Genomic DNA, 26,515 nt, shown 5'->3' with positions numbered 1-26,515 from the left:
CCTCTCTATGATTCCGATGGTATCACAGCACCAAGATCTGCAGCGTGCTTCCGTGCCTTTTCTGCAGACCTGGCCATCATGCGGTCATACTTTGCCTGTTCCCTGGAAAGGTATTCCTGGTATTCCTGCTCAGAAAGATTGTTCAGATAGACGGCAAAGTCCATCGGTGTCTTTCTGCCGCGGTTCCATTGCGGCCGTTCAAAGTTGTAATAGTCAATGTAGTCATTGATTTTCTGCCGGATCTCAGACGTATCATGGGCATCGGAGAAGTCAGCTTCATCTTTCATATGCCCGAAGAAGGATTCCATGGATGCGTTATCCCAGCAGTTTCCACGCCGTGACATGGACTGAACGAATCCCATCTTCTTCAGCTTCTTCTGAAACGCATCGGAAAGATACAGTGCCCCCTGATCGGAATGAAATACCATTCCTGTCGAACAGACGGTATTCTGATCCTGATCTTTCATGATTCCGCTCAGCATCTCATCAGTAAGGTTCAGATCCTGTGTATCGCTTACTGCAGAAGACAGAATCAGGCCGGAAACACTGTCTTTGATCGGAGAGTAATAGGAAGTATTTCCCCGGCAGTCTTTGATATAGGTGACATCTGTCATGACCTGTTCATAAGGTTTCCCAAGACGAAATCTGCGCTTCAGCACATTCTCTTTCCGGTTCCTCTGAAGCAGTTCTCTGGCTGCCTGCCTGGATTTCTTCGGTGCTCTGACCGTACACAGCAGTCCGGCCTTTCTCATCAGCCTCTGAACTTTCTTGCGGTTCATGACCGTCTTCTGCAGCTTCGGCATCATCATGGTCACCATGCGGGTTCCTTTCGGATATCCGCGGTATTCAATCACTTTCCTGATCCGTTCAATGTCTTTCTCATCCTGACGCTGTTTTCCGTTGGAAACATAGTATCTCAGACGATAGAAGCGAGAGTGGCTGAAGCCGAGGATTCTGCACGCACCGCTGATCGAGAATCCTCTGACGTAAGGGAAGGCTTTCACCTGATCATGAATGAGATCATACACTTTCCGGAGAGTCTCAGGAGAAGTAATACGAAGGCTTTCTCTTAGCTCACTCATTTTTCTCTCTTCCATCTTCTCCATCAGCTCGCACAGTTTCTTCGCGGTGCTGAGATCCAGAGCGGCAAGATGAACCTTTCTGTTAACACGATCCGGCTTCCAGTGCAGAAGCTTATATCGAATCCGCATCAGTTCTCCCGCACTGAGCAAGTCTGCAGGAATCTCAAATACCTGCAGTACATCCAGAATCGGAAGGTCTCTGATCAGATAAGCACATTCATAGAATTCTGATCGGAGGGAAAGTTTTTTCCGGGTGACTGTTCTGACCCAGGAACAGCTCTTCAGTTCAGAAATCACTTCATCGGAACGGAAAAATTTACCCGTAACAGGTAATTTTCCTTCCAGAAGGAGTTTAAGCCTATGGATTCTCTGATAACCGATCCGGTTCGGATCAATGCCGTGCTCCTTCAGAAGCGTTCTAAGGTCAGTGCCAGGATATCTCCTTATCGCTTCTTTAACGAACGCATCTGAAAAAGAGATGCCGCCACGAGCTCTGACGAATACTCCGGTGTCAATGAGCAGCTGGATTTCTTCTTCTGAAAGCTTCGGCGCAGAAACAGAAATCGAAGGCCCATTTCCATTGGTGGGGTGACCATGTTTTCTGAAATTCTCAGTCAGTTTCTTAATCACTTGGTTCCCTATCATTTTCGTGGAGATTCCATTGTTCTCCAGGAACTTGCGGATCTCGTGATGAGAGACATACCAGTCATACATCCGGCATCTGAACTCATAGGTGAATGCGATGTGATTCGTCCGGATGAATTTCACATTCGGATTAGCCTGGAGAATCTGGATTTCCTCTGGAGAGAAGAATACATAATCAGTTTTAGGATTGCGTTTTCTGGATTTTCTGCCCATAAAAATGGCCCCTGCAGGAGGACCTCAGCACTGTCAGAGTGCTGTCCTTTCTACAGGGACCACTTTATTACAGCCTGCTTTTTTTCTTCAGATAAATTATTCTGATACAAATAAGCGGATGCTTCGGTAATTGATGCACCAAAGCCATCCATCTCCTGATATTTCTGATTCTCATCTATTATGATCATATTGGAAAGTGATGCTTGGTCATTCGCCTGGAAGTTCACATTTGCCTGCTGGGCTAGGCCATATTCCATTCCTGTATCGGTAGCATTCACTTTGGAAAGCCAAACTTGAACATCTTCTTCTGCTTGAACGCGTGTAGGAAGCAATAAGGACATAGTAAAAACTGCCAAAACAACACGTATGGTTCTATCTGCTTTCATATTCATTATTTCCTTTCTTTAAAGGTTGAAATAATTGTATTATGGTTCAATTCGTATACTATTTAATGAACGTGCCGGTAAATTTAAAAATATATCATTTCCGCAGATCTCCAATTGAACGGGATGAGATTCTTTAAAAGGGTTCATCATTTCGACAGCATAGGATCCATCCGGATTCTCGAAAATCAAAGTGTCTCCAGAGTAATTACCTATTAAGCCTAGGCGAACAGCCCCTTTCTTTACAATTGAAGAAAAGTGCTTCATTAAGTAGAAGTCAGGATTCATCACTGCACAATGATTGTCCACCGTAACCATTGAGTTCTGAGGATCACCCCATGTACTGATTCCTTTTGGAGGAAGAATTAAATTCCAATATAGATAGCTTTCAGCTCCATTAGAAATATAATGTTTTAACATTGTCCAGTTATAAAGAGTTGTATCCCAAGTATTATCTCCAAATCCCGATTCATTCTCCGACTGCATTAGACGGAATTTTGGCCACCAACTTTCAAATGTCCTCTGAATAGCAATTTTGCCACCCCATTGATAGCTTACCCCGGAAATGTATGATGCTGCTTTTTCATCAGACAGTACCTCATTTGCAAAATAGTCATAATCTTCGTATGGCCATTTATCAAAAATCATTTTATTGAAATCACATCCAGGCGCATTTATAGTACCGAGCCATAGCTCTGTTTCTTGGTTAACGCCAGTTTTCACAAAATACGGTCCTAGATAATCGCGAATAAATATTTTTAAATCTTTTCCAGTCCACAGACAGGAAGGAAATATCTGATTTGCTACTGGCTCATTCTGCACATGCAGCTGGCTGATGTGGATTCCTTCGTACTTATAAGCTTCGATGAAACGTGTGAGGTATTTTGCATACGTATTCTGTACCTCAGGATCCTTTTTCAGATGGCCGCCGTTATATCTGGATGGTTCTTTCATCCAGATTGGAGGAGACCAGGGGGAAACCATCAATACAATGTCATTTTTAACATTTAGTACTTCTCGAATATAAGGTATTAATGCTTCTTGATCCCGTTCAATTGAAAAACACTTTAGATCCCAATCGTTATAATTGTTACGCCTCTAATATTATGTCTATTAGCAGCTCAGGTTGTTTGTCCATGGGCTGCTCTTTATAATGGCCTTAACTGAGAAAGGAAAAGTCCCAGAGCCACAATTTGCTTAGACAACAAAGACTCTGGGACCTGGTATCAAAACCATGGTCATTATAACAGATTTTGATATAGAAGTCGTTGCCGGAGAAGAAAGCCTTTTTAATCAGGAGTAATGAAACCTGCGTTTGTCCTGTATGTCAGTCAGATCTTCTGGTTCGTGATTCAGTAAGGCGTAAAGTGAAAGACACAAATGGAAGTGTTTCGACCTATATCATCAGGCGTCTTAAATGTTCAAATTCTTCGTGCAATCGTATCCATAGAGAATTGCCGGACTTCTGTATTCCTTTTCGAAGATATGAATCCATCATCATTGAAGAGGCAATTGATGAAGCCATACACTTTGGAGATTCTGATATAGGAGAATACCCCTGTGAGCGAACCTTCCAGCGCTGGAAAACATGGGAAGAAGAAAACAAACAGCAGATTGATGGAAACCTGAATTCCATCGTTTCACACTTTGACTCGTCCGGATCGAGCCTCCGGAATGGAGCCGTTTCATTACTCGAACACTTCAGGAAACGCATTGGAGGATGGCTTTCAGAAATCTATCGTGCCATCATCAATTTCGGTTCTTCTCTGCCTAGGGGTGACACACCTGTTCTGTCAAGCTGTCTTTCGAGATCTGGGATATCCTCTTTTCAAAAGGAGGATCACAATGAGCAGCCAGAAAACCGAGGATTGGCAGGATGCAGAGGCACTGAGAAGGTTTCAGATGATTGCCCCTTTGATGGATCAGGCCCTGGACTCTGCCAAGAAAACAGCGACCCGTAGAACGATTGCCGATGATAATGGCGTATCCGTAAAGACAATCCGGCGATATGAATCAGCCTTTCGAAGTAAAGGCTTTTCGGGTCTGAAGCCAAAGTCACGAAAAGGATCATTAGATCGCCGTCTTCCGGAAAACTATCACGAGTTCGTGCAGGAGGCAATCATCCTGAAGAAGGAGGTGCCTACTAGATCTGTTAATCAGATCATTACCATTCTAGAGGGAGAAGAAAAAGCTCCGGAAGGAGTGCTGAAGAGATCCACTCTGCAGCGATATCTATATGCGGCAGGATTCGGAGAGAAGCAGATGAAGAAATACCGTGAAGATCAGAAAAGCCAGACTGCGGTAAAACGATTCTGCAAGCCGCATCGGATGATGCTTGCCCAGGCGGATATCAAATATGGAGTCGGCATCATATTCACTGCAGATGGATCAAAGAAGACCGCATATCTGTCATCAATCATAGATGATCATTCCAGATATATTCTCGCAAGTGAGTGGTATGAGAAGGAAGATGAGTATGCGGTAGTTGATGTTTTCCGGAAAGCAGTATTGAACCATGGAACTTTTGACAAATGCTACACAGATAATGGCAGTGTATATGTTTCAAAACAGCTGAGGATCAGCTGCGCAAAAATTGGGATTCATCTGATTCGTGCGAAGCCATATAGCGGGAAAAGCAAAGGCGTAATCGAACGCTTTCATCAGACCGTAGATCAATTCATTGCCGAGATCAAACTGAAGAAAATAGACAACCTGGCTGAGATCAATCGGCTATGGAAGATTTTTGTCGATGAATACTATCACAAAAGGCCGCATGAAGGCATCAGGGAATATTATCTTTCTCTGAATCGTCCGGTACCACCAGAAGGCATCACGCCACTTCAGGAATGGAATCGTGACTCCCGTCAGCTTGTCTTTATCGATAAAGATAAAGTTGGTGAAGCATTCCTGTTTCATGATAAACGAACCGTAAATCCGGGCGGACTGATCAGTGTCAAAGGCAGATCGTATGAAGTCGGGGCATCTCTGATCGGCGCAAAGATTGAGATCAGCTATGATCCGAAGAAAGATACTGATATCACAGTTCATTATAAGGATCTGGAACCTTTTATTGCCAAACCAGTTACCATTGGCCCATATTGTTCCAAAGATCCTGCACTTCCGGAATCCATGACAGATTCCGTGCCTGATACGTCACGATTCCTGGATGTAATCGAAAAGAAATATCAAGAGTCTCAGACTAAGCTTGCGGACGCAATTTCCTACAGCAGCTACAGAAAGGATGGCGACTGATCATGTATGAAGCATTCTATGAAATGAAGCAGACTCCGTTTGTCAGAAATATCCCTTCTGAAGAATTGTATGAATCTCCGGCAATGGCTGAAGCGTTCGCCAGGCTGAACTATGCGGCAGATCGGCAGCTGTTTGCAGTACTGACTTCCGATGCAGGATGCGGGAAATCAACTCTGATCCGCAGATTCAATGACAATCTCCCAAAAGACAAATACCTTCTTCTTTATGTTTCTGATTCCAAGCTGACACCGAAATGGCTGTACAAAAGTCTTCTGGATCAGCTTGGGCTTGAAGCAGGTTTTTACAGAGGAGACGCAAAGAGGCTGCTTCAGAAGCAGATTGAAATCATCCGTACAAAAGAGCACAGGAAAGTCGTCTGCGTTCTTGATGAAGCTCATCTGCTGGAGAAAGAGACGCTGGAAGAATTTCGGTTCCTCTTGAACTCTTCCTTTGATTCTGAGAGCCAGATGGCATTGATTCTTGTCGGTCAGAATGAACTATGGGATCAGAAGCTGCGATATAAGCGATATGCCGCAATACGGCAGAGAATCGATATTACCTGCATTCTTCCGCATCTGGATCTGTCTCAGACACAGATGTATATCGATTCCAATCTGCATTATGCAGGAGTCAATAATCCGCTGTTTACAGAAAAAGCTGTAGAAGAAATCTGCAAGTCCTCAACCGGAATCCCGAGGATCATTAACCGAGTCTGTGAAAAGTGTCTTACCTATGCAGGTCAGCAGCGGCAGCGTCTTATTGATGAGCACATTGTCCAGCACGTAATTCAGCATGAAATGCTAACTTTCGGAGAAAACCATGACTGAAACTATTGAATGCCACGGCATATGCGAATATTGCCCGGATACGAAAATCTGCAAAGAATACAACCGGGATAACATTATGTATCAGATGCTTATCGATGATCTGATTGATTCAATCAAAGACCAGAATCTGGAAATTGTAGCTCTGAGAAGATTATTAATGCGTTATATCAAGCCGGAGTACAGAGACGGGCTGAAGGATGATATTTTCAGAGCACTTTACCCACAGATCGTGCCGATCTCATATGACAGTTATGTCCGAGAATTCTACTGTGGAAATGATCCATTTGATGAAGCCGGATACATTCGAGAAATGAGGAAGTACGCTTCCGGAAAGATGACACGTGATCATCCGAATATTTATCGTGAAGCTATCAAGAAAAGATCCAGATAGAACAGTAAAGCCCGGAAAACCGGGTTTTATCAATTCTGAGATTCATTCAAAGTCACCAAGATGAGCAGTTTCCGGACATATGATCAGATCAGATTCTGGACATTTTGATTTAGCGGTAACAATAATGATCATCTAAGCTGTACCAGTTAAATGAATAATCATTAGCTCCCACTGGGAATCTGCATATTTGGAAATTGCATCCATCATCTTTCGATTCTGAGAATAGTTCCTCTAAAAGGTTTTTTCTATCTGTCTCTCTGAGGTCATGAAGAGAAGTATAGCCAAGTTCATTCAGACACGCGCCAAATCCAAGCATTTTCTGAAATCGGTTTCCATTAATAGATACTGAACAATTGGTGTTCCCAACAGATTCAGGAACACCCTTTTGCCATTGATCTTCCTTATTAGACCAGTGCCAATTTATTTTCATGAGTTCAACCTTTCATTGAGCCTGCAGTCAGACCATTGATGATGTATTTGGACAAAAAGATATATACAATCAGTATTGGGACAACTGATATTGCAATCGCAAGGTACATTGCTCCGTAATTGCTGAGATATAACCCTTTGATCATTGCAATCATTACTGGCATGGTATAGCGCTCATTGTCAGTCATAATGATTAACGGGCCCATATAGTTATTCCAGCAGGAAACGAAGCTGAAAATGCACATTGTTGCAATTCCTGGAATAACACAAGGTAACACAACTCTATTGAAAATCCCGAACTCTGAGCAACCATCAATCCGTGCAGCTTCAATCATTGAAGAAGGAACACTTTGAATCATCTGATGTAAGAAAAATACTGTTGTTGCATTTGCAATTCCAGGAATGATAAATGGTATATATGAGTTTAAAAGATGAAGTCTTAGATTTAATTGGTAAAAACCTATCAAACTCAGCTGTGATGGAATCATCATTGATGCAATCACTAAGGACCATAACACTTTCTTAAAACGAAAAGTGTATTTTGCAAATCCATAAGCTGTGAGAGCTCCGAAATAACCTACAAGAAGCGTATAAGGAACTGCAATGAAAATACTGTTTAAAAACCCCCTCCAGATATTAACGTGGGATTGCATTGTAACGTAATTATTGGCTAATTCTCTTCCTGGTAGAAGGTTAAACTTCGTCAATATTTCCACACTTGAATGCGTGCTGTTGATAATCATGAGGTAAAATGGGACAACGCTGATTACAAGCAGTACGATTAGGAAAACGTAAGTAATAACTGTGAATCCTTTTTTATTCATCATTACCTCCGCTATTATTCCTTTGCTTCATTGCTCGATAAGACAGAACACTAAGTAATGCAATTACGGCAAACAAACCTACTGAAATAGCTGAAGCATAACCATAGTTATGATTTTTAAAAGCCTGATTATACATATACATGGAAGTAGTAAGCACTGCTTTCCTCGGATCACCGCTTCCATTACTTAATGTTGCAGGTACATCAAACAATTGCATACCACCGATAATTGATGTAATTGATAAGTAGATAATTGTCGGACGTATTAGAGGCAACGTAATATGCAGATATGTCTGCATCTTTGTGGCTCCATCCACCATTGCTGCTTCATACACGCTCTGATCAATCGTTGTGATTCCAGCCATGACAATAATAGTTGTATATCCGAACCACATCCACCATTGAATAAAAGAAACTAATCCAGAAGTAAATGCTTCGCTATTAAAGAAATTGAAAGGAGTTCCAGAAACATGCATGGTTGTTAACAACTGGTTTGCTGCAGATTTATCACCAGAGAATAATAAGTTAAATAGTAAACCAACAGATGCTGCGGTAATCAGGTTTGGAAGATAGTACACAGCCCGGAAAACTTTCATACCTTTAATTTTTGAAAGTGTGAATAATGCAGAAAGTATTAGTGCAACAGCCATCTGAGGAATAAAATTACAGATCCAGATTCTGAACGTGTTCCATAGTGAAAGATAAAATACATCATCGTGAAGAAGTCTTGTAAAATTTGTCCATCCAATATTTGCGACTGCAGCTAAACCATCCCATTTATGAAAACTCAGAAATAGAGTGTAAATGATTGGATATACGCTGAATATCAGAAAGACAATAAAGAACGGGAGAATGAATACTATGCCATAGTTATGGCTGTTAAGAATCTTTTTCTTCATATATTCGATCCTCCCGTTCAATTTCACAAATTATTATTTTGTGTATTACTCGATAGTTAGTTCAGGGTAAGCATTTGCTACATCGCTCTTGAACTGTTCAATGGCCTCATCTTTTGTGACTGAACCAAGTGCATAAGACTTTGTTGCGGATAGGAATGCATTATTAATAGTCCCATCATATGCAGTCATCAGATTATCTGGAATCTTTGACATCTGATCATTATAGAATGCGAAGAGATTTTGACCATCAAGGACTTCTTCTCCATCTCCCTTTGCAAGATCTTCGTCAGCTGATTTCAAAGATACATATTCACCATATTCTGAAGCGTATGATTCTTGAGCGTCTTTATTTAAGCATACATACTGCATGAAAGCCCATGCAAGATCCTTATTCGGACTGTCTTTATAAATACCAAGCCAAGTTCCACCTTTTACATATGGTACAGGGCCCTGGCACATTCCCCATTTCCCAACGGTATTTACTGCATTTGGCTTAACAACGAACTGATATCCCCAAGAAGGAAGTACATAGCAGAACGTGTCGTCACTTTCAACTGCAGCAACCCATTCTGGTGCCCATGGATCAACATTAAGATCGTATCCATTTTCACTGATTGTTTTTGCCATGTCCATGAAGTCAAGCATTGAATCATCAATAACAAGTTTTCCATCTACTACCCAAGGTTCTTTCCGATTTGAAAACTGCATGTTCATGATATCCTGCCAGCTTGCAAACATTTTGATTCCTTTATCCTTAAATTTCTGCGCAACTTCAAGCATTGCCTCATTGCTATTTAGCATTGCACTGACTTCGTCAGGATCGTCGGTTCCTAGTACCTCTTTAGCCATATCTCTCCGATAAAGAATGGAACCTGGAGATGCCTGCCAGCTTAATGCTCTGACTGCACCGCTTGCATCAGAGCCCACACTTACAATATAGTCCCACGTATCTGATGTATCTGCATTATATGGGGCGCCAGAAAGATCATCCCAGTATCCGCTATCAACCAGATACTTCACATAATCAGATTCTCCTGTAAAAATGTCCGGTGCATCCTGCCCACTGGATAATGCAGGAGTGAGTTTAGCTAAGAAGTCCGCATTTGGAACTACAGTTATGTCTACTGTAATATTAGGGTAGATCGCGTTGAACCCTTCAACAAATCTTCCTAGTTCTTCTCCTGAAGACCAGACTGTCAGTGTCCCGCTTAATTCTGCCGGATCACTGCTTTCCGCGACTGCTTCTGTAGTTTGCGCAGAAGCTTGCTGTGTGGACTCTGCAGTTGCTTTTGCAGTACTCGTTCTGCTGCATCCTGTAGTTGAAGCAATGGTAGTAATGCTGAGCAAAAGTGCAACTATTTTTTTCATGATTGTACCCTCCTTCTTAATAGCGCCTTTGCAATTGGCCGAATCATTTTATTTCTTTGACAGAACAACCAAGTTTTAATTCGGGTGCTATAAACTCATGGACTTCAGTATCATTTTTTTCAATTTTCCGAATTAAAACTTCTGCCATTTTTTTGCTGATTTCTATAATGGGCTGGTGAATGCTTGTGATTTCTGGGGAACTCAGATGCTCATATCCCAATGCGTCATATCCAATTAACGAAATATCTTCCGGAACATTAAGACCTTTCTCTTGGATTGCTATGTTAGCTCCAATTGCCAAAGTGTCTGTTGCACAGAAAACTGCTGAAAATCCTTTTTTCTTAAGAAGGCGCCGCATTGCTTTTGTGCCTCCTTCAACACTGTTTTCTGCTTCTTCTACTAATCTTGGGTTGATGCTTTGAGAATGTTCCGACAGAGATTGTTTATAACCTTCCATACGATCAAAGGCATAGTCTTTATTTTCACGAACATTGATCATTGCAATATGGTTATGCCCATTATCAAATAGATAGTCTGTTGCCATGCGCCCACCCATGACGTTATCAGTATCGATATAGTCGATTCCATCTATATCTGTGTGCCCAAAGAGAATAAATGGTCTTTGTTTTTTAGAGGCATAATTCTTAAAAGAATTAACTTCGTTTCTTAACAAACCGGTTACTATATAACCATCGCATAAATGGTCTTTCTTTAGATTCCTTAATATCATTAGTGAATAGTAATGCTTGCTGAGAACTTCACTAACACCTACAATGCAATACATTGAAAATGGATTTGTTAAATCAATTGATTCAGGAATATATACATCAATAATATGCGTACGATTCGTTGCTAAGTTTTTCGCGGCAACATTTGGAACATATCCAAGACTTTTCATAGCTTTTGTTACTTTTTCTCTGGTTTCTTTTTTTACTAGTTCAGGACTATTCACCACGCGAGAAACCGTCATAGGCGTAACTCCAGCCATTTTCGCAACATCGCTTAACGTGACCATATCTATTCAGAGCCTCATATTATGTTAGCGCTATCATTTTCTACACCTTTAGATTAATTAAAACTGTATTTTCCGTCAATAGCAAAACGCGAAATACTTTTTATTTCGATTTACATAGAAAAAGCGAAGATAGTATTTCTACTTCTTCGCTCAATCCATATCATTTTCAATGGAATGATGCATGTCTATATTGTTAAATTATTGTTTTTTGATACTGAAACCTCAGCCTTTCACTGAGAAGTGTGTTTCTCTTCCCCTTCTCCGAATTCTGTATGCATGCATCGATCGCCTCTCTTTCTCCGATCAGCGTCACTTTCTGCGATGCTCGCGTCACGCCGGTGTACAGCAGGTTCCGATGCAGCATGTATCTCTGGCTGTTCAGCACCGGGATGATCACGCTTGGCGCTTCTGCACCCTGCGACTTGTGGATCGTCAGCGCATATGCAAGCTCCACGCTCATCATGTCTTCACGCATGTATTCCGTCTCGGCACCATTCTCCCAGCGGATCGTGAACACCGTTTCGCTTTCTCCGTCCGCATTCTTTTCAAAGCGGATATCTGTCAGCACGCCGATGTCGCCGTTGCTTGCCTGCGCGGTGTTCTTCATCTGCACCACGCGGTCGCGGATCCGGAATTCCGTTCCATTCACTGTCACGACCGGTTCACCGCTCACCCTGGGGTTCACGATGTCCTGCAGCCGTGGGTTCAGCAAGTCCACGGACACGGTGCACTTCGACCTCCTCGGACAGAGCACGACCGCATTTCCAGGTCCCCAGCGCTCAAGCTCCTTCTGGTAGACTTCCTGGATCGCATGCATCGCTGCTTCCTCATCAGAGGCCGGAATGAACTCGAACCGGTCATTCACATAGAGCTCCGTGTTCCCTTTATTGATCCGCGCGGCATTGTCGCGGATGATCTCCGCATCTCTGCCCTGGCGGAATACTTCCGTGAGCTTCACGGTGGGAATCACGCCTGAGGCAATGCACTCAGACAGAACATCCCCTGCGGCCACCGAAGGCAGCTGATCCGCATCGCCGACTAACACGAGGTGGCTTTCGCGGACGTTCCGGATGCATGCCATCATCTTTGCCATCACGAACTGATCGACCATGGACATCTCATCCACGATGATCAGCCCTTCCGGCAGCGTGACGCACTCTCCGGCCTTCAGATCGCTCTGATACAGATGAATCGCGGAATGAATCGTGCTTGCCGGAATTCCGGTCTGCTCGCTCATGCGTCGTGCAGCTTTGCCGGTCGGAGCAAGCAGCGTTACCTGGCCATGCGTTACCTTCTGATAAACCTGAATGATCGCCGAAAGCACGGTGGTCTTTCCGGTCCCCGGTCCGCCGGTCAGGATCGATACCCGGTGCGTGAGACAGTTCATCACTCCTTTCTTCTGTCCTTCGGCAAGGTGAAAGCTCTCCTGCTTCAGAAGAACGTGCTCCAGCGCTTCTGCATAGGTTTCTTCTGATGCTTCAGGAGATACCGCAAGCAGCTTCAGCAGCTTTTCAGCAGTGACATGCTCCGCCCCATCATTCTCCTTCAGGAACACCGCACATCCGCCATGACGGACGAGCTCCCCTGCATCCTCTGCATGAATCAGCTCGTCTTCCACCATTGCTTCATTCACGGCGTGATTTCCGAAGCTTTCATTCAGCATCTCCTCCGTGCGCTTCTTCAGTTCGCGAAGATCCATCCAGAGATTGCCTTCGGCCGTATCCTGTGCAAGCACCGCAAGGATCCCCGCCCGGATGCGCTCCCTGGAATCTTCGGGAAACTGCAGCTCATGCGCGATGAGATCAGCGTCGGAAAAGCTGATCCCGCTGATCTCCGTCAGCGCATAAGGGTTCTTCCGGATCCTTGCTTCCGCAGACTGTCCCCAGCATTCGTAGATCTTTGCGATGCGGTCGCTGCGGATGCGGAATGCTCCGAGAAATGCAGCAAGCTCTCCATAGGCTTCCGTTTCATGAAAGCTCTTCAGAAGCGATGCAAGCCTGGAGCGTGTCACACCTCTTACTTCCAGCAGCTGCTCCGGTGTATTGCGGATCACCTCCAGCGTTTCAAGCCCGAAGCGGTCCACGATTGCACGTGCCGACGCCTTCCCGATTCCATGAAACCGTGAGGAAGCAAGATATGCAGCAATTCCCGACCGGGTATCCGGAGGGATCTCACGGCAGGACTTTGCCTCAAACTGCAGGCCGTATTTCGGGCTCATCACCCAGGAGCCGTAATAGCGGTATTTCAGCTCCTTTACGGTCGGAAGGTTGTATCCGGTCACGGTGAAGATGAACCCGTGTGCAAACTTCCCCTGGTTCTGAACTGCCGGAGGAAGCTCTTTCCCGTTCTGACAGGTCACAAGATTCACGAAGAAGTCACTGCCTTCCTGATTCCTGCGGCGGAAGAAGCGTCCTTCCACTGATGCAGATTCTCTCTCCGTCATGCTTTCTTCCTCTTTGCGGCCTTGAGCTTCACGGAAAAGCGCCGGGAATCCGAAACCGTCCGGACTTCCTGGAAGATTTCCGGATGCAGCGTCTTCAGCTTTGAGAGATCCGCTCCTTCTCTTGTGACGAGCGGATTGCTTACGACATATTCCTTCCCTGGCTCGCTTCTGGAAGGAAGATAGCCTTCTGCCGCTCCCCCGAGCTCTTCCTCCAGGTGCAGCCGCAGCGCATTCTGCCGCTCTTCGATCTCCTTCTTCTGCCTGTCAAGATCCGACTTCTGATCAGAAAGGCGGATGAACTCCTCAAGCATGTTCAGGTCGCTTTCCGCAAGCAGCTTCCGCTCTGCACTTTTATCAGGCTTAGGAAGAGCAAGTCCTTCCCGCAGTTCCTGATACTCATTCTTCTCAAACGTCGGATCTTCCGGAACCATCCCCGTCAGGACATAGTTCTTCCAGACGTTCTCCTCGGCGCTGATCAGCTCCTGCTCTGCATGCATGTCCCGGTCGACCCGGATCATCACCACATTGTCGGCATTGTTGTCGAACATGATGACGAGATACCACCGGAAGAGGTTCGTGACCGCCATGTAATGCCGGATCTGCCAGATGTATTCCTGCCGGTAGACCGTCGCATCTTCGCCGTAAACGCCGGAATGCCAGCGGCTCAGAAACATGGGATTTGCCGTCTTCAGCTCGATGCCGCACTGGTAGCCTTCCGCATCGATGCAGAACGCATCCACGTCCCCGCCCATCCAGGGATGCTGCGGATGAGCGAACATGCGGCTGTCCCGGTAGACTTCAAAGCCGGTCACCCTGCCGAAATGCCGGGCGGAGACCGTCTCAGCGGCGTGCCCCCAGTCAAAGATGAACTGGAGCGCGCGGTCTGCCGGAGGTGCGCTCCACTTTCCCTGCTTCTCGAGGACCAGGCGCGTGAGGGAGCGTGAGCCTGCTCCCATCACCGTGCCTGCATCGGATCCGCCGATCATCTCACGGCGCTTTTCACGCCATGCATCAATGGACAGGGTGCTGATGTCCTCCACGAGAACAGAAGGACTGTAGGAAAGATCCATGCCGAGGGCTGCGGCAGACGTCAGGCATTCCTCGATCACCTCGGAAACCGAGCGGTCGGATGCCTGGATGATGTTCTCAGCCATGTTCAGAAGCCTCCGTTCTCACTGTCGACGGACACATACTCCACGAGATGCCGGGTGAAGATCGTCACGGTGCCGAAGTCATCCGAGATCGCATAGGTGAAGGAATACTTCGTGTAGCCTTCGCCATCCTCTGCCGTTTCCGCGGAGAGCTTTCCTTCCACTGCCACGGCGTCGGGATCATGCACGCTGCCCCAGGCCTTCGCCATTTTCATGGCTGCTTCCTCATCACGGCTCAGCGGGGCATCCGCCTGCATGAACGTACAGTCCGATGTGTCCGGCGGCGTCATGCGGTCCAGAAAGTGGCCGTACTCATCCTTCAGAAATGCGCCGATCCCCCTGAGATCTGCGGCGAAACTCGTGGTTCCCTTTGCGTTAGTCATATTGCTGTCTCCTCTCTGCCATCCAAGGCACAAAAAAGACACGCTTTCTGCGAGTCCCATGCTGCATGAACGGAACATCCTGAAGTTCATCTCCATCTGGAGCGATCAGATCACGCGATCACGGATTGCTGTGTGATGCGGAACTTCGATCAGATGCCCTGCTCTGCAGGACTGCAAAAGTGTGTCTTTATCGACTTCATGATAGCACGACGCTGGACGGGTTTGAGGAATTTTCAGACAACGTGCTTGAGGAGCAGTAGTGTCAGCTGGAAATTTTCTTCTTTCCGGTTTTGACATATCTTGTATATCTTGCTGTACCAGTTGAGCGAATCAAATCCTTTCTCCTCAGCTCTCGTAATAATTCCCTTGTTCGTGATCCTTTTAAATCAATGATATCCGCAATCTCATCTGCACTATATTCTCTACCTATCTCCATTTTCTGAAGTATTTCTTTCCCTTTCTCTGAAAGGCTTAGAGCAGCATCAGAAAATTCTGACGGGTTTCCCACCGGATCTGACGGTGTTTTTGCAAGATCTGACGGCGTTTCTGCCGGATCTGACGGTGTTTTTGCAAGATCTGACGGCGTTTTTTCCGGATCTGACGGTGATTCTGCAAGATCTGACGGTGTTTTTGCCGGATCTGACGGTGTTTCTGCCGGATCTGACGGTGATTTGCTCCCATAGTTTAAGTTTGGGAGCGTGACAAGAAACATGGAGTTTTCAGAATAGAATTCCGGTTCTTTCCGCATATTGAAATTAGGAGCTTTCTCATATCCGTCCAGTATCTTGCTGAATCCGCTGCCGGATCTTTCCATATAACCAAGACGGTTAAAGACATCAGCCAATATAGGGTTTCTTCTCCTGGACGGGACTCTGCGAAGATTTCTGTCCTGGATGCGCGATCCGTCAAACATGCCTCCAGGAGAATAAATCTCCAACCTGTCATCAAAAATATCTACGTGCACTTCACTTCCAAAATCCAGATAGTCGCGATGTACTAAAGCATTTACCAGCACTTCGAAATAGCTGCGGTGTACATAATCCGGAAACTCCAGTCTGGAATCCTCAGTTTTCTTCCAGATTGTTTTTGAATTCAGTTTAATGAAGTTTTCAGCATTGTTTAAAAGAGAGATAAGACTCCCGGAATATTCTTGATGATCCAGGGCATCTACTACTCCCCCGCTTTTCGTAAGCCCGTTCCATCTCGTGCAAAAAACTCTAGAATATCTGATTGGAGATTCGTCAGCCAATAGAGCTCCTGCCATGGTTAATTTTCCACTTTCGGTTTTTAAGTTCCATGACTCAAGAGCGCTTTCCGGCATACTTTGGCCGGTCCAGACCTTATAGCGCTCCCGGAGCTTCGAAAAAGAATAATCATTCGAACTATATTGTGTAATACGGGAATCATAAGATGAATTAATCCCTCGCAGAACAAGCCTTTTCAGATCAGTTGGCGAGGCTTTTACACTTTCGTTTCCAACTCGAATGTATGCCTCTAAAACCCCATCACCGGAATAGTAATAAGGTGTTTCTTCACCTTTAAAAACGCTAAGGACGATTATTACCTTCCCATCGTCTGTTTTTTCAAAGGATAAATTGAATTCAGGTATTGGATTGATCCTGGTTTTAATGATTTCGCTGATGGCTTCTGCATCCTTTTCTGGATGGTCCAGGCCTGAAATTGTTCCATCATCAGCGATACCAAAATACAGCCGCCCACCCAGCGTGTTAGCAAAAGCACTGACACTTTTGCACCAGCTTTTTGGCTTTTTCACTTCAACTTCCAGTTTTTTATCGTATTCAGTAGTTTCGCCGACTAATTCATCGATTCTTGTCATATTTGTTCCTGCCATCATTATTCATATTATTGATATTTCACGCCGGATGGTCCATCGTATCTGACGCAAGACACATCATTCCGACAGAAGCCAGTCAATCAGCTGGACTGAATGAATTCCCTCGTAGGTTGTTTCCAGTCCCGGATTAAGGGTGAGCACGATTTTTTCATAATTGTCGCGGATTTTCTTAAGCGGTTCAAGCTCTCTGTTCCTGACGTCCTCGCTTGTCATGGATTCTGTTACCTGGATATAGATCCTCTCGGATGCATTCTTCGCGATGAAGTCGATTTCACTGCTCCCGATCTTTCCGACAGCAACATCATATCCACGCCGCAGCAGTTCAAAATACACAACATTCTCGAGCACGTGACCGATGTCGCGATCCCGGAACCCGAGGAGATAATTTCTCAAGCCAATATCAACGATATAGTATTTCTCCTGGGTTCTGAGCAAGTCTTTCCCTCTGATGTCAAACCGCTTTATATTGTAAAAGAGATACGCTTTTTTCAAAGCACTGACATAGGCTTGAACTGTATGAGCACTTGGAATGCCTTTGCGTTTTCCGCTGTCGAGTAGCCCTTCGTTGACAAGGACGTTCCCCATCGAGGATACCGAGATCGGGCTGCCGATGTTGTCAGCAAGGAACAAAGCAACTTTGTTCAAAAGTTCAGGATCAGTGACTTGCCTTTCATCCTTCCGCTTTTCTCTTTCCAGTATGTCCCGCATGATAACAGTGGAATAAATGCCTTCGAGAAGAATAAGGGCTTTTTCCTGATTCAGTCCGATATCTAGAATTCCAGGCATTCCCCCGAACGTCAGGTAGGCCTTGAATATGTCCATTAACTCGTAGCGATTGCCGTTTGAATCATAAACCGCTTTTCTTAGCTCTCCGAATGCATTCGTCGTTTCCTTGACTTGAAAATCATAAAACTCGATGAATTCTGCAAATGATAGAGGGAACATTTTGATTTCAACCATCCTGCCGGAAAGGTAGGTAGCATACTCAGAGGAGAGCATATAAGCATTGGATCCTGTTACATAGATATCACAGTCAAAATCCACGCGGAAGGAATTTACAGCATTTTCCCACCCATCTACATGCTGGACTTCATCAAAGAAGTAATACATTCTCCTGTCGGGAAGAGAGTGTTTTTTTACATATTCATAAAATCCGGCACTCGTCATATCAGAAAAATCATGGGACTCAAAATTCATCTCCAGAATCTGATCTTCATGAATGCCGCTTTCTCTAAGATGCGCTGCCATGAGTTTTAGCAAATTGGACTTCCCGCAGCGTCTTATCCCGGTTATGACCTTTACCGGTTCTGTGTCCTGAAATGCAATCAGCTTATTAAGATACAGATCCCGTTTCTTGAGAGGGTGATTTCGGATCATATTCTGTACCTCCATGTGCTAAGAATAGCATTTTTCTTAAATCTATTCAATTTTTGGCTATAGAGAGCATAAATAATATATTATTTTAAATTTTATGCTATCAAAAGCATATACTGCTCAATAATCCATCCGGCAAGCACAAGATGGCAGCGCTAATATATATCCTCTATTGCTGATTATTCCGGAGTTCTGAGAGCCATCATTCCGGACCTTTGAGGCCAGCGCTCCGGTGTGTCAAGGCCACTCTGATTCTGGCTCATCGTTCCGATGGCCTAGGCCACCATTCCGGAATACCGAGGCCGCTTTCCATGCATGCAAAAACCCGGCCTGATCAATCTCAAGTCGGGTTTCGTGGTTTATCTGGAGTGGCTGTCAGTCGTTCCTTGTCCGCATTGACTTGTCTCCGAGGATCATGATTCGTTCAGCGCTTGAGGTAATCCGATCCATGATTGCTTCGGCAATCGCACCAGCTCCGAGACGCTCTCTCCAGCCATCCTCTGTGTACTGGGATCCTACGATTGTTGCGCTATGCCGATACCTTCCTTCCAGTACTTCTAGGATCTGCTCACATTGTTCTTCTTTGACCGGATAGAGCAGCCAGTCATCAATGATCAGAAGATCTCTGGAGTGATACCTCTTCAGCAGTCTGTCATATTCTCCTTCGAGCTTAGCGCGTTCAATCTCATTGAAGAGTTCCGGCATCCGGATATACAGGACTTTATAGTTTTCCTGGCAGGCTCTGTTGCCCAATGCCGATATGATATATGTCTTTCCTGCTCCCGTAGCACCGGTTACCAGGACATTCCTCGGCTTATGAATGTATTGATTCGTTGCCAGAGAAGTGATCTGAGTACGATTGAGATGACGATCCGGATAATACTTGATTCCTTCAATCACCGCATTGGAGTCAGGGAAATGTGCTTCTTTGATTCTTCGGTTCAGCCTTCGGTTATCTCTGGAATCCAGCTCTGCATCGACAAGAAAAGAAAGCCTTTCATCAAAGGTCATATCCATGATCCCGGGAACGGAATCCTGTGTTTCATAGGAAGCCGCCATGGACTTCAGGTGAAGCTTCCGGAGTTTATCAAGAGTTGCCTGATCCATCAGTGATTTCCTCCGTAGTATTCGTTTCCGCGGATAATTGCGTGAGCTTCAGAGGATAGGGCTTCTGCAGAGGGCTCTTCTTGATAGTGCTCGATGATTAACTTAATATCCTTGTAGCGGGGAACAGTGATAACGGATAAGGCCTTGGCACAGGTCTTCTCTAACCGCTCAGGGGTATATTTGTCTGCGAACTTCAGAATGGACATGCAGGCGTTATATCCCTGTTCTTCTGCTTTGTAGGATTTCAGAAGCTTATCAATCACTTCAAATGCAGAAGGACCGATCGACTCAGCCCATCGGCAGAAACGATCACCATTCCATTCCAGGGCCTGTTTATGATTTGCCGGCATGTGATCCGGATTCGTGGAATACTGGCCGGGATGACCATATAAACGTGTATGCGAAGCGATTCTGGCATCTCCCAGATAAATATCAATCTTGTATTTTGAGATGCGCACACGGACTTTCTGGTGAATATACCGATATGGGACGCTGTAATACATACGGTCGATTGCGATGTGGTAGTTCAGCTGAACTGTCGCAGATTTCCAGATTCCATACTCATAAGGCTCACGAGGAAGGCTTTGAAGAAGCGGCTTCTCTATTGTCATGTATTCTTCAAGCCGTGATCCTTCACGCTTCTCAAACTTTACGGCATTGAATCGATTCAGATATTCCCGGCAAAGCCTGCCTGCTTCAGTAAAGCTTCCTGGTTTCTGCTGATATAAGCGTGCAATGATTTTCGAAGTGAGCTTGCCGACCGTTCCCTCCACGGAAGCTTTGGCTTTGGGCGTCCTTACAGGAGCAGCGAGGATTGCTGTGTCGTAGTAATCAGCCATTTCACGGTAGCTGGGATTCTCAATCCAGTCGCCCATCTCCGGATGAGAAAGAATCCCTGTCTTGAGATTGTCGCAGAAAAGAATAGGTGTAACTCCGCGGAAGAACTCATACATATTCAAATGAGCACCGATCCAGTTCTCCAGCTTCATATCCGGCAGTATTTCGGCATAGGCGTACTGACTGTACGGAAGAACCGCAACGAACATATATCCATAGGTCACTTCCCCGGTATCAGGATCTATGATCGGAACTTTTGTCCCGGCCCAGTCTACTCAATGCGTTCTCCTGCCTTGTGCTGCTTATACATAGTGGCATTGTTTACTGCAGCCTCTCTTGCGAACAGTTCGCAGAACTGAGAGTACTGATAGGGAATGCCTCCTGAAGCCTGCACTTCCGTGACATAGTCTTCCCAGAGGGTTTTCTTGGTCATGCCCGGAATACGATCATAATCTTTGAGCATTTCCTTGAAATCCGGCTTAACTTGAATAGATTCGATTTTTGCCCTTGGGAAAAGCATTCCGCGGATCTCATCTTCACTCTTGTCCTTCACCTCCTCCCACTTCAAATCGAGTGATGACGCTGCTTCTCGGACAGAAGTTACAGATTCTCTCCCAACATGAAGCTGAGTGGCAATCTGTCTTCCCGAGAGTCCTGTGGTTGATAGAAGCCGCAGGATATCCTTGTACTTTGACATGAAAATAACCTCCTTTCGTACAAGTGAGGCAATCAGCCTCATTGCCATTATAGAAAGAAGGTTATTCGGTAATGTTCAGTGGCCTTGATGGACCGGAATCACTCTGAATCCGACTCCAGATAGCTGGCCTTGGTTTCAACGGAAACCCGGCTTCGCCACATCGGTGTAATCACTATTGCTGAACAACAAGAAACCGGAGAATATCATTATGGGAATTCTCCGGTCCAAAATAGTTGTTATTTACTTTTGCTTGTTTAATCGCTTAATGTTTGATCCACCAGCCATTTGCATTTACAAAGCCATATTTTTTCATAAATGGCCCCATTAGTTTTACAGTCCCACCATTTGGTTCTCTAGGCAAAAGCAGGCCTGCATCGGAAGCAATGCGCATGAGTCGTTCTTCAAATGATGTTACTTTATTACTACAACTTTCCCAATGATCTGGAGCTATACAAACAGGCTTAGATAAGAGACGTCTAATCCCAACTCGGTGAATCTTCAAAATTGAATCTCTGAAAGTGTTTTATTTGCCATGCAGGAATGTCAGAAAATGCATGGCTTTTTGCTTATAATCGCTTGCGTATAGCCTTATTATGCAGTATAATAAGGCTATACTTGGAGATGATGTTATATGCCTATTCCTGCTGATATCCTTGCTGTTGAGAGACCTAAGAATACCTTCGTGATCTGCTATGGAAAAAACAGAGATCGCTATGCAGTACGTAAACGGGAAGGCTGCCGTTATGATCACGGCAGAAGAGTTCCGATTAACGGAAAGACGATTGGACATATCATTGATCACAAGTTTGTCCCGATTGATGAAGCGCCTAAGGCCCCTGTTACCACTGCACCCGTGACTCTGAAGGACTGGGGCAACGTGGTGCTCTGCGATCAGTTATGCCATGATTTGCTGGAAGAGCTTGAGAAAGTCTATACCCTCAGCGATGCTGAGAAATTGTATTGTGCTGCAGTTCTCAGAGTTGCTTATCCAGGAATAAAAGACTATGAGCTGCAGACTGCTTATCAGGACAGCTTTCTCTCTGAGCGTTATCCGGATGTGGCATTATCAAAAAATACCGTTTCTTCTTTCTGGGGCAATCTAGGAAGATCCTATGCCATGATCCGTTCCTATATGAAGATCCGTGCTGCTGCAGTCATGAAAACGGATCATGTTCTGATTGACGGCACTTTGAAATCCGATGAGTCAGAAGTAAACAGTCTTTCGGACTATTCCCGCAAAGCGAGAACGAAAGGTACAAGAGACATCAGTGTTCTCTATGCCTTTGATCTGGAGAAGAAGGAACCGATCTGCTCGGAATGCTTTCCTGGCAATATGCTTGATGCCACAAGCTATGAGGCATTCATCAAGGATAATCACATTAAGCATGGAATTATGGTCGGAGATAAAGGTTTTCCTTCTTCTTCCATCGAAACCATCCTAAACAGCGAAAGTGATCTTCATTATCTGAATCCGCTGAAGCGTGATTCCCGCTATATTGAAGACTATGACCTGTTTCACTATGAAGGACAATTGAAAGGCCATGAAACGGCTCTCTTCAAGCGGGTATATGTTGAGAAGAAAAAGAAGTGGCTGTATTCCTATTGCGATATTGCCCAGGCACACAAGGAAGATTTCGGATGGCTGCACAGCACAAGCAAGTCAGGAGACTACAGTCAGGAAGCTTACGAAGAAGATCGGAAGAAGTTCGGAACACTGCTTCTGGAGAGTGATCTGGAAATGGATGCAGAAACAGCCTATCAGGCATATGCGTGCAGGTGGGAAATCGAACTGGTAATGCGGTATTACAAACAAGCATGCGAACTGGATGAGACAAGAGTTCACAGTGATTATTCTGTAATCGGGAGTGAGTTCTGCAGTTTCCTTTCCAGTGTCATCACTTATCGTCTTCTGAATCGGTTCGAAAAGGAAGAACTGTTCGACAATCTGACCTACAAGAAGATTATGCATGTACTGACGCGGGCGAAGAAAGTAAAGGCAGACGATTCAGAATGGCAGCTGATCAAGATGAATCCTTCGCAGATTGAGATTCTTCAGAAACTGGATCTGCTTGAAAAACCTGCTCCAAAGAAGCGGGGCAGGAAGCCTAAGAAACAGACCGTATAGTTCTACTCATTGGGGAAGTTGTATTATTACTTTCCACATTCCGTCTCTCTTCGAGCCGATGCGAATAAGGACCTCCTTCTCTTGCAACGCTGATAGGGCTCTCTCTACGGTACGTTTTGAAACGCCGATTTGTTCAGCAAGCTCCTCTACTTTCATCGTCGGATTGCTGATCAGCAATGGAACCACTGCTCGCTCTGTTTTATTAAATCGAACATTCAAACCGACATTCAAACCGACATTTTTTTGAGATTTTTCCAATACTTCTTGGTCAAAAGGAATAGTGTAGCGTATATAATTATCTTCAATTTCAAATACATTTTTACCATAACGGCTGACAATGGTTGGAACACCGTGCCCTGTATGTTCCGTCAGTCTCATATTTAGACAATATGTAAAAGCCCTCCATTAACTTGTGTGTTCGAGGATCATCCCGCATACTTGTTATTGGCTTAATTAAAAAGATGGGGGAAGTTGCCTCATCCAAGAAAGGAAGGCCTTTACATGATAGCATACGTTGGAATTGATGCACACACTACAAACTACACTCTCTCAACTTATCTTGAAGGATCAGCAGCACCTGTGAACACCAACGCCTATTCTCCTTCTGTTTCCAACATCGTAAACTACTGCAAGGGGATCAGGAAAAAGATTGGAAATGATACAGAGATCATTGTCGGATATGAAGCGGGCTGCCTCGGGTTTAAACTGAAGCGTGATCTTGAGGAGAAGGGTCTTACCGTAAAGATCCTTGCCCCTGCTTCGATTACCGGAACAGAAATCAACAGACGGCGCAGGAAGAAAACAGACAAGCGGGATGCTGAAGCGATTGCCAGATCGCTGAAGAATCATGAATACAGCGAAGTCTATACCCCCGATGAAGAAGATGAATCAGTACGTGATTTCATCCGTATGCAGCAGGATCACAAGAAGCAGCTCAGAGTGATCAAACAGCAGATCTGTGCGTTTACCACCAGGCATGGATACAAATTTACGGATGGCAGGAATTACTGGACAAAGAAACATCTGAAATGGCTTAAGGAGCTTCCTCTGGAGGGGATCAATAAGGAAACACTGGATTCTTACCTGCTGTCATATGAAACAGTTTCTGATCGAATTGAGCAAATGAACAAACGCATTGAAGAAATTGCTGAAACGGATAAATACCGGGAAGCAGTTCACAAGCTGATCTGCTTTCAGTCAGTGAAAGTACTTACCGCTCTGGCTGTGATTGTGGAAATCGGAGATTTCACCAGATTCGTTAAAGCAAAGAACTTTGCGGCATTTCTGGGCCTGGTTGCAGGAGAACTCAGCAGCAGCGATGATCAGAATCAGACGGGAATAACAAAACAGGGAAACACCTTTTTGAGAAAACTACTTGTCGAATGTGCACAATCTTTCTCAAGGGCATCATCTGGCAAAAGTGAAGCACTGAAGAAGCGGAAGGAAGGCAACGCTCCTGAAGTCATTGCATATGCGGACAGAGCGAATGAACGCCTCCGGAAGAGATACATGCGTCTTGTGCTTCACAATCGAAAGAACCATAACAAAGCAACGGTAGCCATAGCACGTGAGCTGGCATGCTTTATATGGGGAATGATGACAGGCAATATTCATACTGTTCTTGCTTAAAATGATTCTATCGATTATCAGGCAGTCAAGACTTGCGTTGAGCACTTCAGATCAGGAAATCATTGAATGACCTAAAAACAAAGAGGAGGATAAGAATTAGATTGAAGGCATCAGGAAGGAGCAGCCCGGATTTGAACTGGATGGTTCAGCTATCTGCGGCGGGGCTATGATGGCACCTTTCCATGGTGATCCACGATTTTAGACAGCAGAGCTGGCGGCGAAACCATTGGCCTGTGGGGTGGGAGAGCAGTTGTCCCTGATACACGTATAACAGAATGGCTAAATACCGCGAACTGTTGAAAATCCGAGACTCTTTCCTCATGCCTTTAACAGCAAAGGAGAAATTGAAACTTATACGAAACTAGCACTTGACATTGGCTTTTACATAACAGACGGGTATGCGCCGCCACTGAATCAAAATTGGCAAAAATTCTCCTTTTCCGAGCACTAAAATCCCGCGTATCTACATATTATTCAGGAAAACAGGCATTTTCGACTTGCAAATTGTTCAGCTTCATAAAACGTCATCGCTATTTTACCAGCCAGTCGTAATCTTTACGGCAATCGAGAATGTAATCGACATAAACAGTATCGTCTTGTATTTGGTAAAGGATGAGATACCATTTTGCGACAAACATTTTATGATATTTATTTGCCGGCATATATGCTCCTTCAAAAAACGGGAAACGCTGTGGCATGTGGGTTAAAGACCGCATTGCTTCAAGCAGCTCTCTCTTTTTTGTTTTTGCTGCATTTTTATTAACCTGCGCCAAGAAACTGAAATGTGCACCCAGCATGCGCTTTGCTCTGTCAGATACGATTACTTTATATTCGATATTTGACACAGGATTATGCCTCAGCAATCACATCGTCAAGAAAGGAATCGAGCTCATCTAAGCTGCAGCCTTTTCTCCCTGCCAATCTGTCCTCTTCAACGGCAAGGAGTTCTTCTCTTAGCTTCAGCATTTTTTCCCGGCGGTTAAAGGTCTCAATATCCATAACTACCAGATCTCCCTCTCCGTTTTTCGTGAGAAAGACTGGCTCAGCGGTTTTGCGACACATATCTGCAATCTCATTGTAGTTTTGGCGAATTGCTGCTGATGGACGAATGTTCATGTTAGTGCCCTCCCTTAATGAATTATAATAGTAACATTCTGATAATATTATTATATTTTAATACTATAAAATCTACAGTAGTCTGCATCGATGACTTCTTTATCGTAGGCAGGGGTCGGAACCATCTGGCCAAGATAATGCCAGTCCTTTCCCGCATAGCCTGTTTTCTCAACAAACTCCCGCTTTGCCGTGTCAAAGGGATCTTCGCCCTTCTTCTTACCGGCCGGGAATTCAAGCATCGGCTTTCTCTGTGCATAGCGCCATTGCGTCACGAGGAAGAACGTACCGTCACTGTCATGAAGCGCGATACCTACACCGCCCTGATGTTCCACGACTTCACGCAGCACATGCGAACCATCCGGCATCTCCGCCTCATCCTTGCGTATCTGAAAAACGGTTCCTTCATAAATACGTTTGGAACGTATTGTTTTCTGTTCCAGATCTTCTTTATTCATGATTCATCCTCACTCA

Annotated in this window: 26 protein-coding genes and 1 pseudogene; 6 read left to right on the top strand and 21 right to left on the bottom strand. The window is 44.9% G+C overall.

The annotated features are described in order from the left end of the window. Positions 1-5: 5 nt before the first annotated feature. The 4 genes and pseudogenes from C7E00_RS14805 to C7E00_RS14795 form a co-directional block, all read right to left on the bottom strand. A complete protein-coding gene (locus C7E00_RS14805; RefSeq protein WP_105305102.1) occupies positions 6-1,940 on the bottom strand; it encodes an IS3 family transposase in 1,935 nt (644 codons plus the stop codon). A gap of 50 nt (positions 1,941-1,990) precedes the next feature. Further along, positions 1,991-2,326, bottom strand: coding sequence for a hypothetical protein (locus tag C7E00_RS14800; protein ID WP_135358259.1), 336 nt, complete (start codon positions 2,324-2,326; stop codon positions 1,991-1,993). Between the two features lie 39 nt (positions 2,327-2,365). Further along, positions 2,366-2,590, bottom strand: coding sequence for a glycoside hydrolase family 30 beta sandwich domain-containing protein (locus tag C7E00_RS16650; protein WP_275656080.1), 225 nt, complete (start codon positions 2,588-2,590; stop codon positions 2,366-2,368). Further along, positions 2,582-3,400 (bottom strand): annotated as a pseudogene (locus C7E00_RS14795) (glycoside hydrolase family 30 protein); the annotation flags it as partial. The pseudogene C7E00_RS14795 and the gene C7E00_RS16650, both read right to left, overlap by 9 nt. A gap of 191 nt (positions 3,401-3,591) precedes the next feature. Here C7E00_RS14795 and C7E00_RS16825 point away from each other — a divergent pair. The 4 genes from C7E00_RS16825 to C7E00_RS14780 are packed head-to-tail and all read left to right on the top strand — an operon-like array spanning position 3,592 to position 6,793. Beyond that, on the top strand, positions 3,592-4,284 hold the full coding sequence (locus C7E00_RS16825; protein WP_420808593.1) for a DUF6431 domain-containing protein: 693 nt from the start codon (positions 3,592-3,594) through the stop codon (positions 4,282-4,284). Then, complete coding sequence (locus tag C7E00_RS14790; protein ID WP_105303332.1) at positions 4,169-5,575, top strand: DDE-type integrase/transposase/recombinase; 1,407 nt, start codon at positions 4,169-4,171, stop codon at positions 5,573-5,575. Before C7E00_RS16825 ends, C7E00_RS14790 begins: the two co-directional genes overlap by 116 nt. A 2-nt stretch (positions 5,576-5,577) precedes the next feature. Then, on the top strand, positions 5,578-6,402 hold the full coding sequence (locus C7E00_RS14785; protein WP_105303331.1) for an ExeA family protein: 825 nt from the start codon (positions 5,578-5,580) through the stop codon (positions 6,400-6,402). Beyond that, a complete protein-coding gene (locus tag C7E00_RS14780) occupies positions 6,395-6,793 on the top strand; it encodes a hypothetical protein (protein ID WP_105303330.1) in 399 nt (132 codons plus the stop codon). The genes C7E00_RS14785 and C7E00_RS14780 overlap by 8 nt, the downstream gene beginning before the upstream one ends. 434 nt (positions 6,794-7,227) lie before the next feature. Here C7E00_RS14780 and C7E00_RS14770 read toward each other — a convergent pair whose 3' ends face one another. The 13 genes from C7E00_RS14770 to C7E00_RS16070 form a co-directional block, all read right to left on the bottom strand. Beyond that, the gene (locus tag C7E00_RS14770; RefSeq protein ID WP_204378695.1) at positions 7,228-8,049 is read right to left on the bottom strand and encodes a carbohydrate ABC transporter permease; all 822 of its coding nucleotides are present in this window, start codon (positions 8,047-8,049) and stop codon (positions 7,228-7,230) included. Next, on the bottom strand, positions 8,039-8,944 hold the full coding sequence (locus tag C7E00_RS14765; protein WP_105305098.1) for a carbohydrate ABC transporter permease: 906 nt from the start codon (positions 8,942-8,944) through the stop codon (positions 8,039-8,041). The genes C7E00_RS14770 and C7E00_RS14765 overlap by 11 nt, the downstream gene beginning before the upstream one ends. 45 nt (positions 8,945-8,989) lie before the next feature. Then, positions 8,990-10,312, bottom strand: a complete 1,323-nt coding sequence (locus C7E00_RS14760; RefSeq protein ID WP_105305097.1) for an ABC transporter substrate-binding protein — start codon at positions 10,310-10,312, stop codon at positions 8,990-8,992. A 43-nt stretch (positions 10,313-10,355) separates the two neighbouring features. Next, positions 10,356-11,327: a LacI family DNA-binding transcriptional regulator gene (locus C7E00_RS14755; RefSeq protein WP_105305096.1), complete on the bottom strand. Its 972-nt coding sequence runs from the start codon at positions 11,325-11,327 to the stop codon at positions 10,356-10,358. A 193-nt stretch (positions 11,328-11,520) separates the two neighbouring features. Then, positions 11,521-13,770, bottom strand: coding sequence for an SF1B family DNA helicase RecD2 (gene recD2, locus C7E00_RS14750; RefSeq protein ID WP_105305095.1), 2,250 nt, complete (start codon positions 13,768-13,770; stop codon positions 11,521-11,523). Continuing rightward, positions 13,767-14,924 carry a YqaJ viral recombinase family nuclease gene (locus C7E00_RS14745; RefSeq protein WP_105305094.1) on the bottom strand — a complete coding sequence of 386 codons (1,158 nt, stop codon included), beginning with the start codon at positions 14,922-14,924 and terminating at the stop codon, positions 13,767-13,769. The genes recD2 and C7E00_RS14745 overlap by 4 nt, the downstream gene beginning before the upstream one ends. Positions 14,925-14,926: 2 nt before the next feature. Next, the gene (locus C7E00_RS14740) at positions 14,927-15,304 is read right to left on the bottom strand and encodes a hypothetical protein (protein ID WP_105305093.1); all 378 of its coding nucleotides are present in this window, start codon (positions 15,302-15,304) and stop codon (positions 14,927-14,929) included. Between the two features lie 262 nt (positions 15,305-15,566). Beyond that, on the bottom strand, positions 15,567-17,141 hold the full coding sequence (locus tag C7E00_RS14735; RefSeq protein ID WP_105305092.1) for an ATP-binding protein: 1,575 nt from the start codon (positions 17,139-17,141) through the stop codon (positions 15,567-15,569). 75 nt (positions 17,142-17,216) lie between these two features. Next, a complete protein-coding gene (locus C7E00_RS14730) occupies positions 17,217-18,536 on the bottom strand; it encodes an ATP-binding protein (RefSeq protein ID WP_105305091.1) in 1,320 nt (439 codons plus the stop codon). Positions 18,537-18,908: 372 nt separating this feature from the next. Next, the gene (gene istB / locus C7E00_RS14725) at positions 18,909-19,640 is read right to left on the bottom strand and encodes an IS21-like element helper ATPase IstB (protein ID WP_105305090.1); all 732 of its coding nucleotides are present in this window, start codon (positions 19,638-19,640) and stop codon (positions 18,909-18,911) included. Beyond that, positions 19,640-20,701 carry a Mu transposase domain-containing protein gene (locus C7E00_RS14720; protein WP_167836634.1) on the bottom strand — a complete coding sequence of 354 codons (1,062 nt, stop codon included), beginning with the start codon at positions 20,699-20,701 and terminating at the stop codon, positions 19,640-19,642. The genes istB and C7E00_RS14720 overlap by 1 nt, the downstream gene beginning before the upstream one ends. Positions 20,702-20,748: 47 nt before the next feature. Continuing rightward, entirely contained in the window at positions 20,749-21,222 is a 474-nt protein-coding gene (locus tag C7E00_RS14715) for a hypothetical protein (protein ID WP_135358258.1), read from the bottom strand. A 214-nt stretch (positions 21,223-21,436) separates the two neighbouring features. Further along, entirely contained in the window at positions 21,437-21,676 is a 240-nt protein-coding gene (locus C7E00_RS16070) for a hypothetical protein (protein ID WP_135358257.1), read from the bottom strand. Positions 21,677-21,805: 129 nt separating this feature from the next. Here C7E00_RS16070 and C7E00_RS14710 point away from each other — a divergent pair, with 129 nt between their 5' ends. Then, entirely contained in the window at positions 21,806-23,299 is a 1,494-nt protein-coding gene (locus C7E00_RS14710) for a transposase (RefSeq protein ID WP_105305087.1), read from the top strand. 6 nt (positions 23,300-23,305) lie between these two features. Here the strand turns inward: C7E00_RS14710 and C7E00_RS14705 are convergent, their stop codons facing one another. Next, a complete protein-coding gene (locus C7E00_RS14705) occupies positions 23,306-23,677 on the bottom strand; it encodes an HTH domain-containing protein (RefSeq protein WP_105305086.1) in 372 nt (123 codons plus the stop codon). Positions 23,678-23,800: 123 nt separating this feature from the next. On the opposite strand from C7E00_RS14705, the gene C7E00_RS14700 reads away from it, so the two are divergent. Next, positions 23,801-24,928, top strand: a complete 1,128-nt coding sequence (locus tag C7E00_RS14700) for an IS110 family RNA-guided transposase (protein WP_105305085.1) — start codon at positions 23,801-23,803, stop codon at positions 24,926-24,928. 530 nt (positions 24,929-25,458) lie between these two features. Here C7E00_RS14700 and C7E00_RS14695 read toward each other — a convergent pair. Genes C7E00_RS14695 through C7E00_RS14685 form a run of 3 tightly spaced genes read right to left on the bottom strand, consistent with a single transcriptional unit; the run spans position 25,459 to position 26,499 of the window. After that, complete coding sequence (locus tag C7E00_RS14695) at positions 25,459-25,773, bottom strand: type II toxin-antitoxin system RelE/ParE family toxin (RefSeq protein WP_105305084.1); 315 nt, start codon at positions 25,771-25,773, stop codon at positions 25,459-25,461. Positions 25,774-25,777: 4 nt separating this feature from the next. Beyond that, on the bottom strand, positions 25,778-26,044 hold the full coding sequence (locus tag C7E00_RS14690; protein WP_105305083.1) for a type II toxin-antitoxin system prevent-host-death family antitoxin: 267 nt from the start codon (positions 26,042-26,044) through the stop codon (positions 25,778-25,780). 50 nt (positions 26,045-26,094) lie between these two features. Beyond that, entirely contained in the window at positions 26,095-26,499 is a 405-nt protein-coding gene (locus C7E00_RS14685; RefSeq protein ID WP_105305082.1) for an NUDIX domain-containing protein, read from the bottom strand. Between the last annotated feature and the right edge of the window lie 16 nt (positions 26,500-26,515).

This window comes from Anaerolactibacter massiliensis, from assembly GCF_900290205.1.
GTDB lineage: Bacteria > Bacillota_I > Bacilli_A > Erysipelotrichales > Erysipelotrichaceae > Bulleidia > Bulleidia intestinalis.
The sequence above is the reverse complement of the archived record's forward strand: the minus strand, read 5'-3'. Positions and strand labels throughout refer to the sequence as shown.

Bases quoted from the DNA above. Each gene is read 5' to 3' on its own strand.
- C7E00_RS14805 (WP_105305102.1), bottom strand. From the start codon at position 1,940: ATGGGCAGAAAATCCAGAAAACGCAATCCTAAAACTGATTATGTATTC.
- C7E00_RS14800 (WP_135358259.1), bottom strand. From the start codon at position 2,326: ATGAAAGCAGATAGAACCATACGTGTTGTTTTGGCAGTTTTTACTATG.
- C7E00_RS16650 (WP_275656080.1), bottom strand. From the start codon at position 2,590: ATGAAGCACTTTTCTTCAATTGTAAAGAAAGGGGCTGTTCGCCTAGGC.
- C7E00_RS14790 (WP_105303332.1), top strand. From the start codon at position 4,169: ATGAGCAGCCAGAAAACCGAGGATTGGCAGGATGCAGAGGCACTGAGA.
- C7E00_RS14785 (WP_105303331.1), top strand. From the start codon at position 5,578: ATGTATGAAGCATTCTATGAAATGAAGCAGACTCCGTTTGTCAGAAAT.
- C7E00_RS14780 (WP_105303330.1), top strand. From the start codon at position 6,395: ATGACTGAAACTATTGAATGCCACGGCATATGCGAATATTGCCCGGAT.
- C7E00_RS14770 (WP_204378695.1), bottom strand. From the start codon at position 8,049: ATGATGAATAAAAAAGGATTCACAGTTATTACTTACGTTTTCCTAATC.
- C7E00_RS14765 (WP_105305098.1), bottom strand. From the start codon at position 8,944: ATGAAGAAAAAGATTCTTAACAGCCATAACTATGGCATAGTATTCATT.
- C7E00_RS14760 (WP_105305097.1), bottom strand. From the start codon at position 10,312: ATGAAAAAAATAGTTGCACTTTTGCTCAGCATTACTACCATTGCTTCA.
- C7E00_RS14755 (WP_105305096.1), bottom strand. From the start codon at position 11,327: ATGGTCACGTTAAGCGATGTTGCGAAAATGGCTGGAGTTACGCCTATG.
- recD2 (WP_105305095.1), bottom strand. From the start codon at position 13,770: ATGACGGAGAGAGAATCTGCATCAGTGGAAGGACGCTTCTTCCGCCGC.
- C7E00_RS14745 (WP_105305094.1), bottom strand. From the start codon at position 14,924: ATGGCTGAGAACATCATCCAGGCATCCGACCGCTCGGTTTCCGAGGTG.
- C7E00_RS14740 (WP_105305093.1), bottom strand. From the start codon at position 15,304: ATGACTAACGCAAAGGGAACCACGAGTTTCGCCGCAGATCTCAGGGGG.
- C7E00_RS14735 (WP_105305092.1), bottom strand. From the start codon at position 17,141: ATGACAAGAATCGATGAATTAGTCGGCGAAACTACTGAATACGATAAA.
- C7E00_RS14730 (WP_105305091.1), bottom strand. From the start codon at position 18,536: ATGATCCGAAATCACCCTCTCAAGAAACGGGATCTGTATCTTAATAAG.
- istB (WP_105305090.1), bottom strand. From the start codon at position 19,640: ATGGATCAGGCAACTCTTGATAAACTCCGGAAGCTTCACCTGAAGTCC.
- C7E00_RS14715 (WP_135358258.1), bottom strand. From the start codon at position 21,222: ATGGCAATGAGGCTGATTGCCTCACTTGTACGAAAGGAGGTTATTTTC.
- C7E00_RS14710 (WP_105305087.1), top strand. From the start codon at position 21,806: ATGCCTATTCCTGCTGATATCCTTGCTGTTGAGAGACCTAAGAATACC.
- C7E00_RS14705 (WP_105305086.1), bottom strand. From the start codon at position 23,677: ATGAGACTGACGGAACATACAGGGCACGGTGTTCCAACCATTGTCAGC.
- C7E00_RS14700 (WP_105305085.1), top strand. From the start codon at position 23,801: ATGATAGCATACGTTGGAATTGATGCACACACTACAAACTACACTCTC.
- C7E00_RS14690 (WP_105305083.1), bottom strand. From the start codon at position 26,044: ATGAACATTCGTCCATCAGCAGCAATTCGCCAAAACTACAATGAGATT.
- C7E00_RS14685 (WP_105305082.1), bottom strand. From the start codon at position 26,499: ATGAATAAAGAAGATCTGGAACAGAAAACAATACGTTCCAAACGTATT.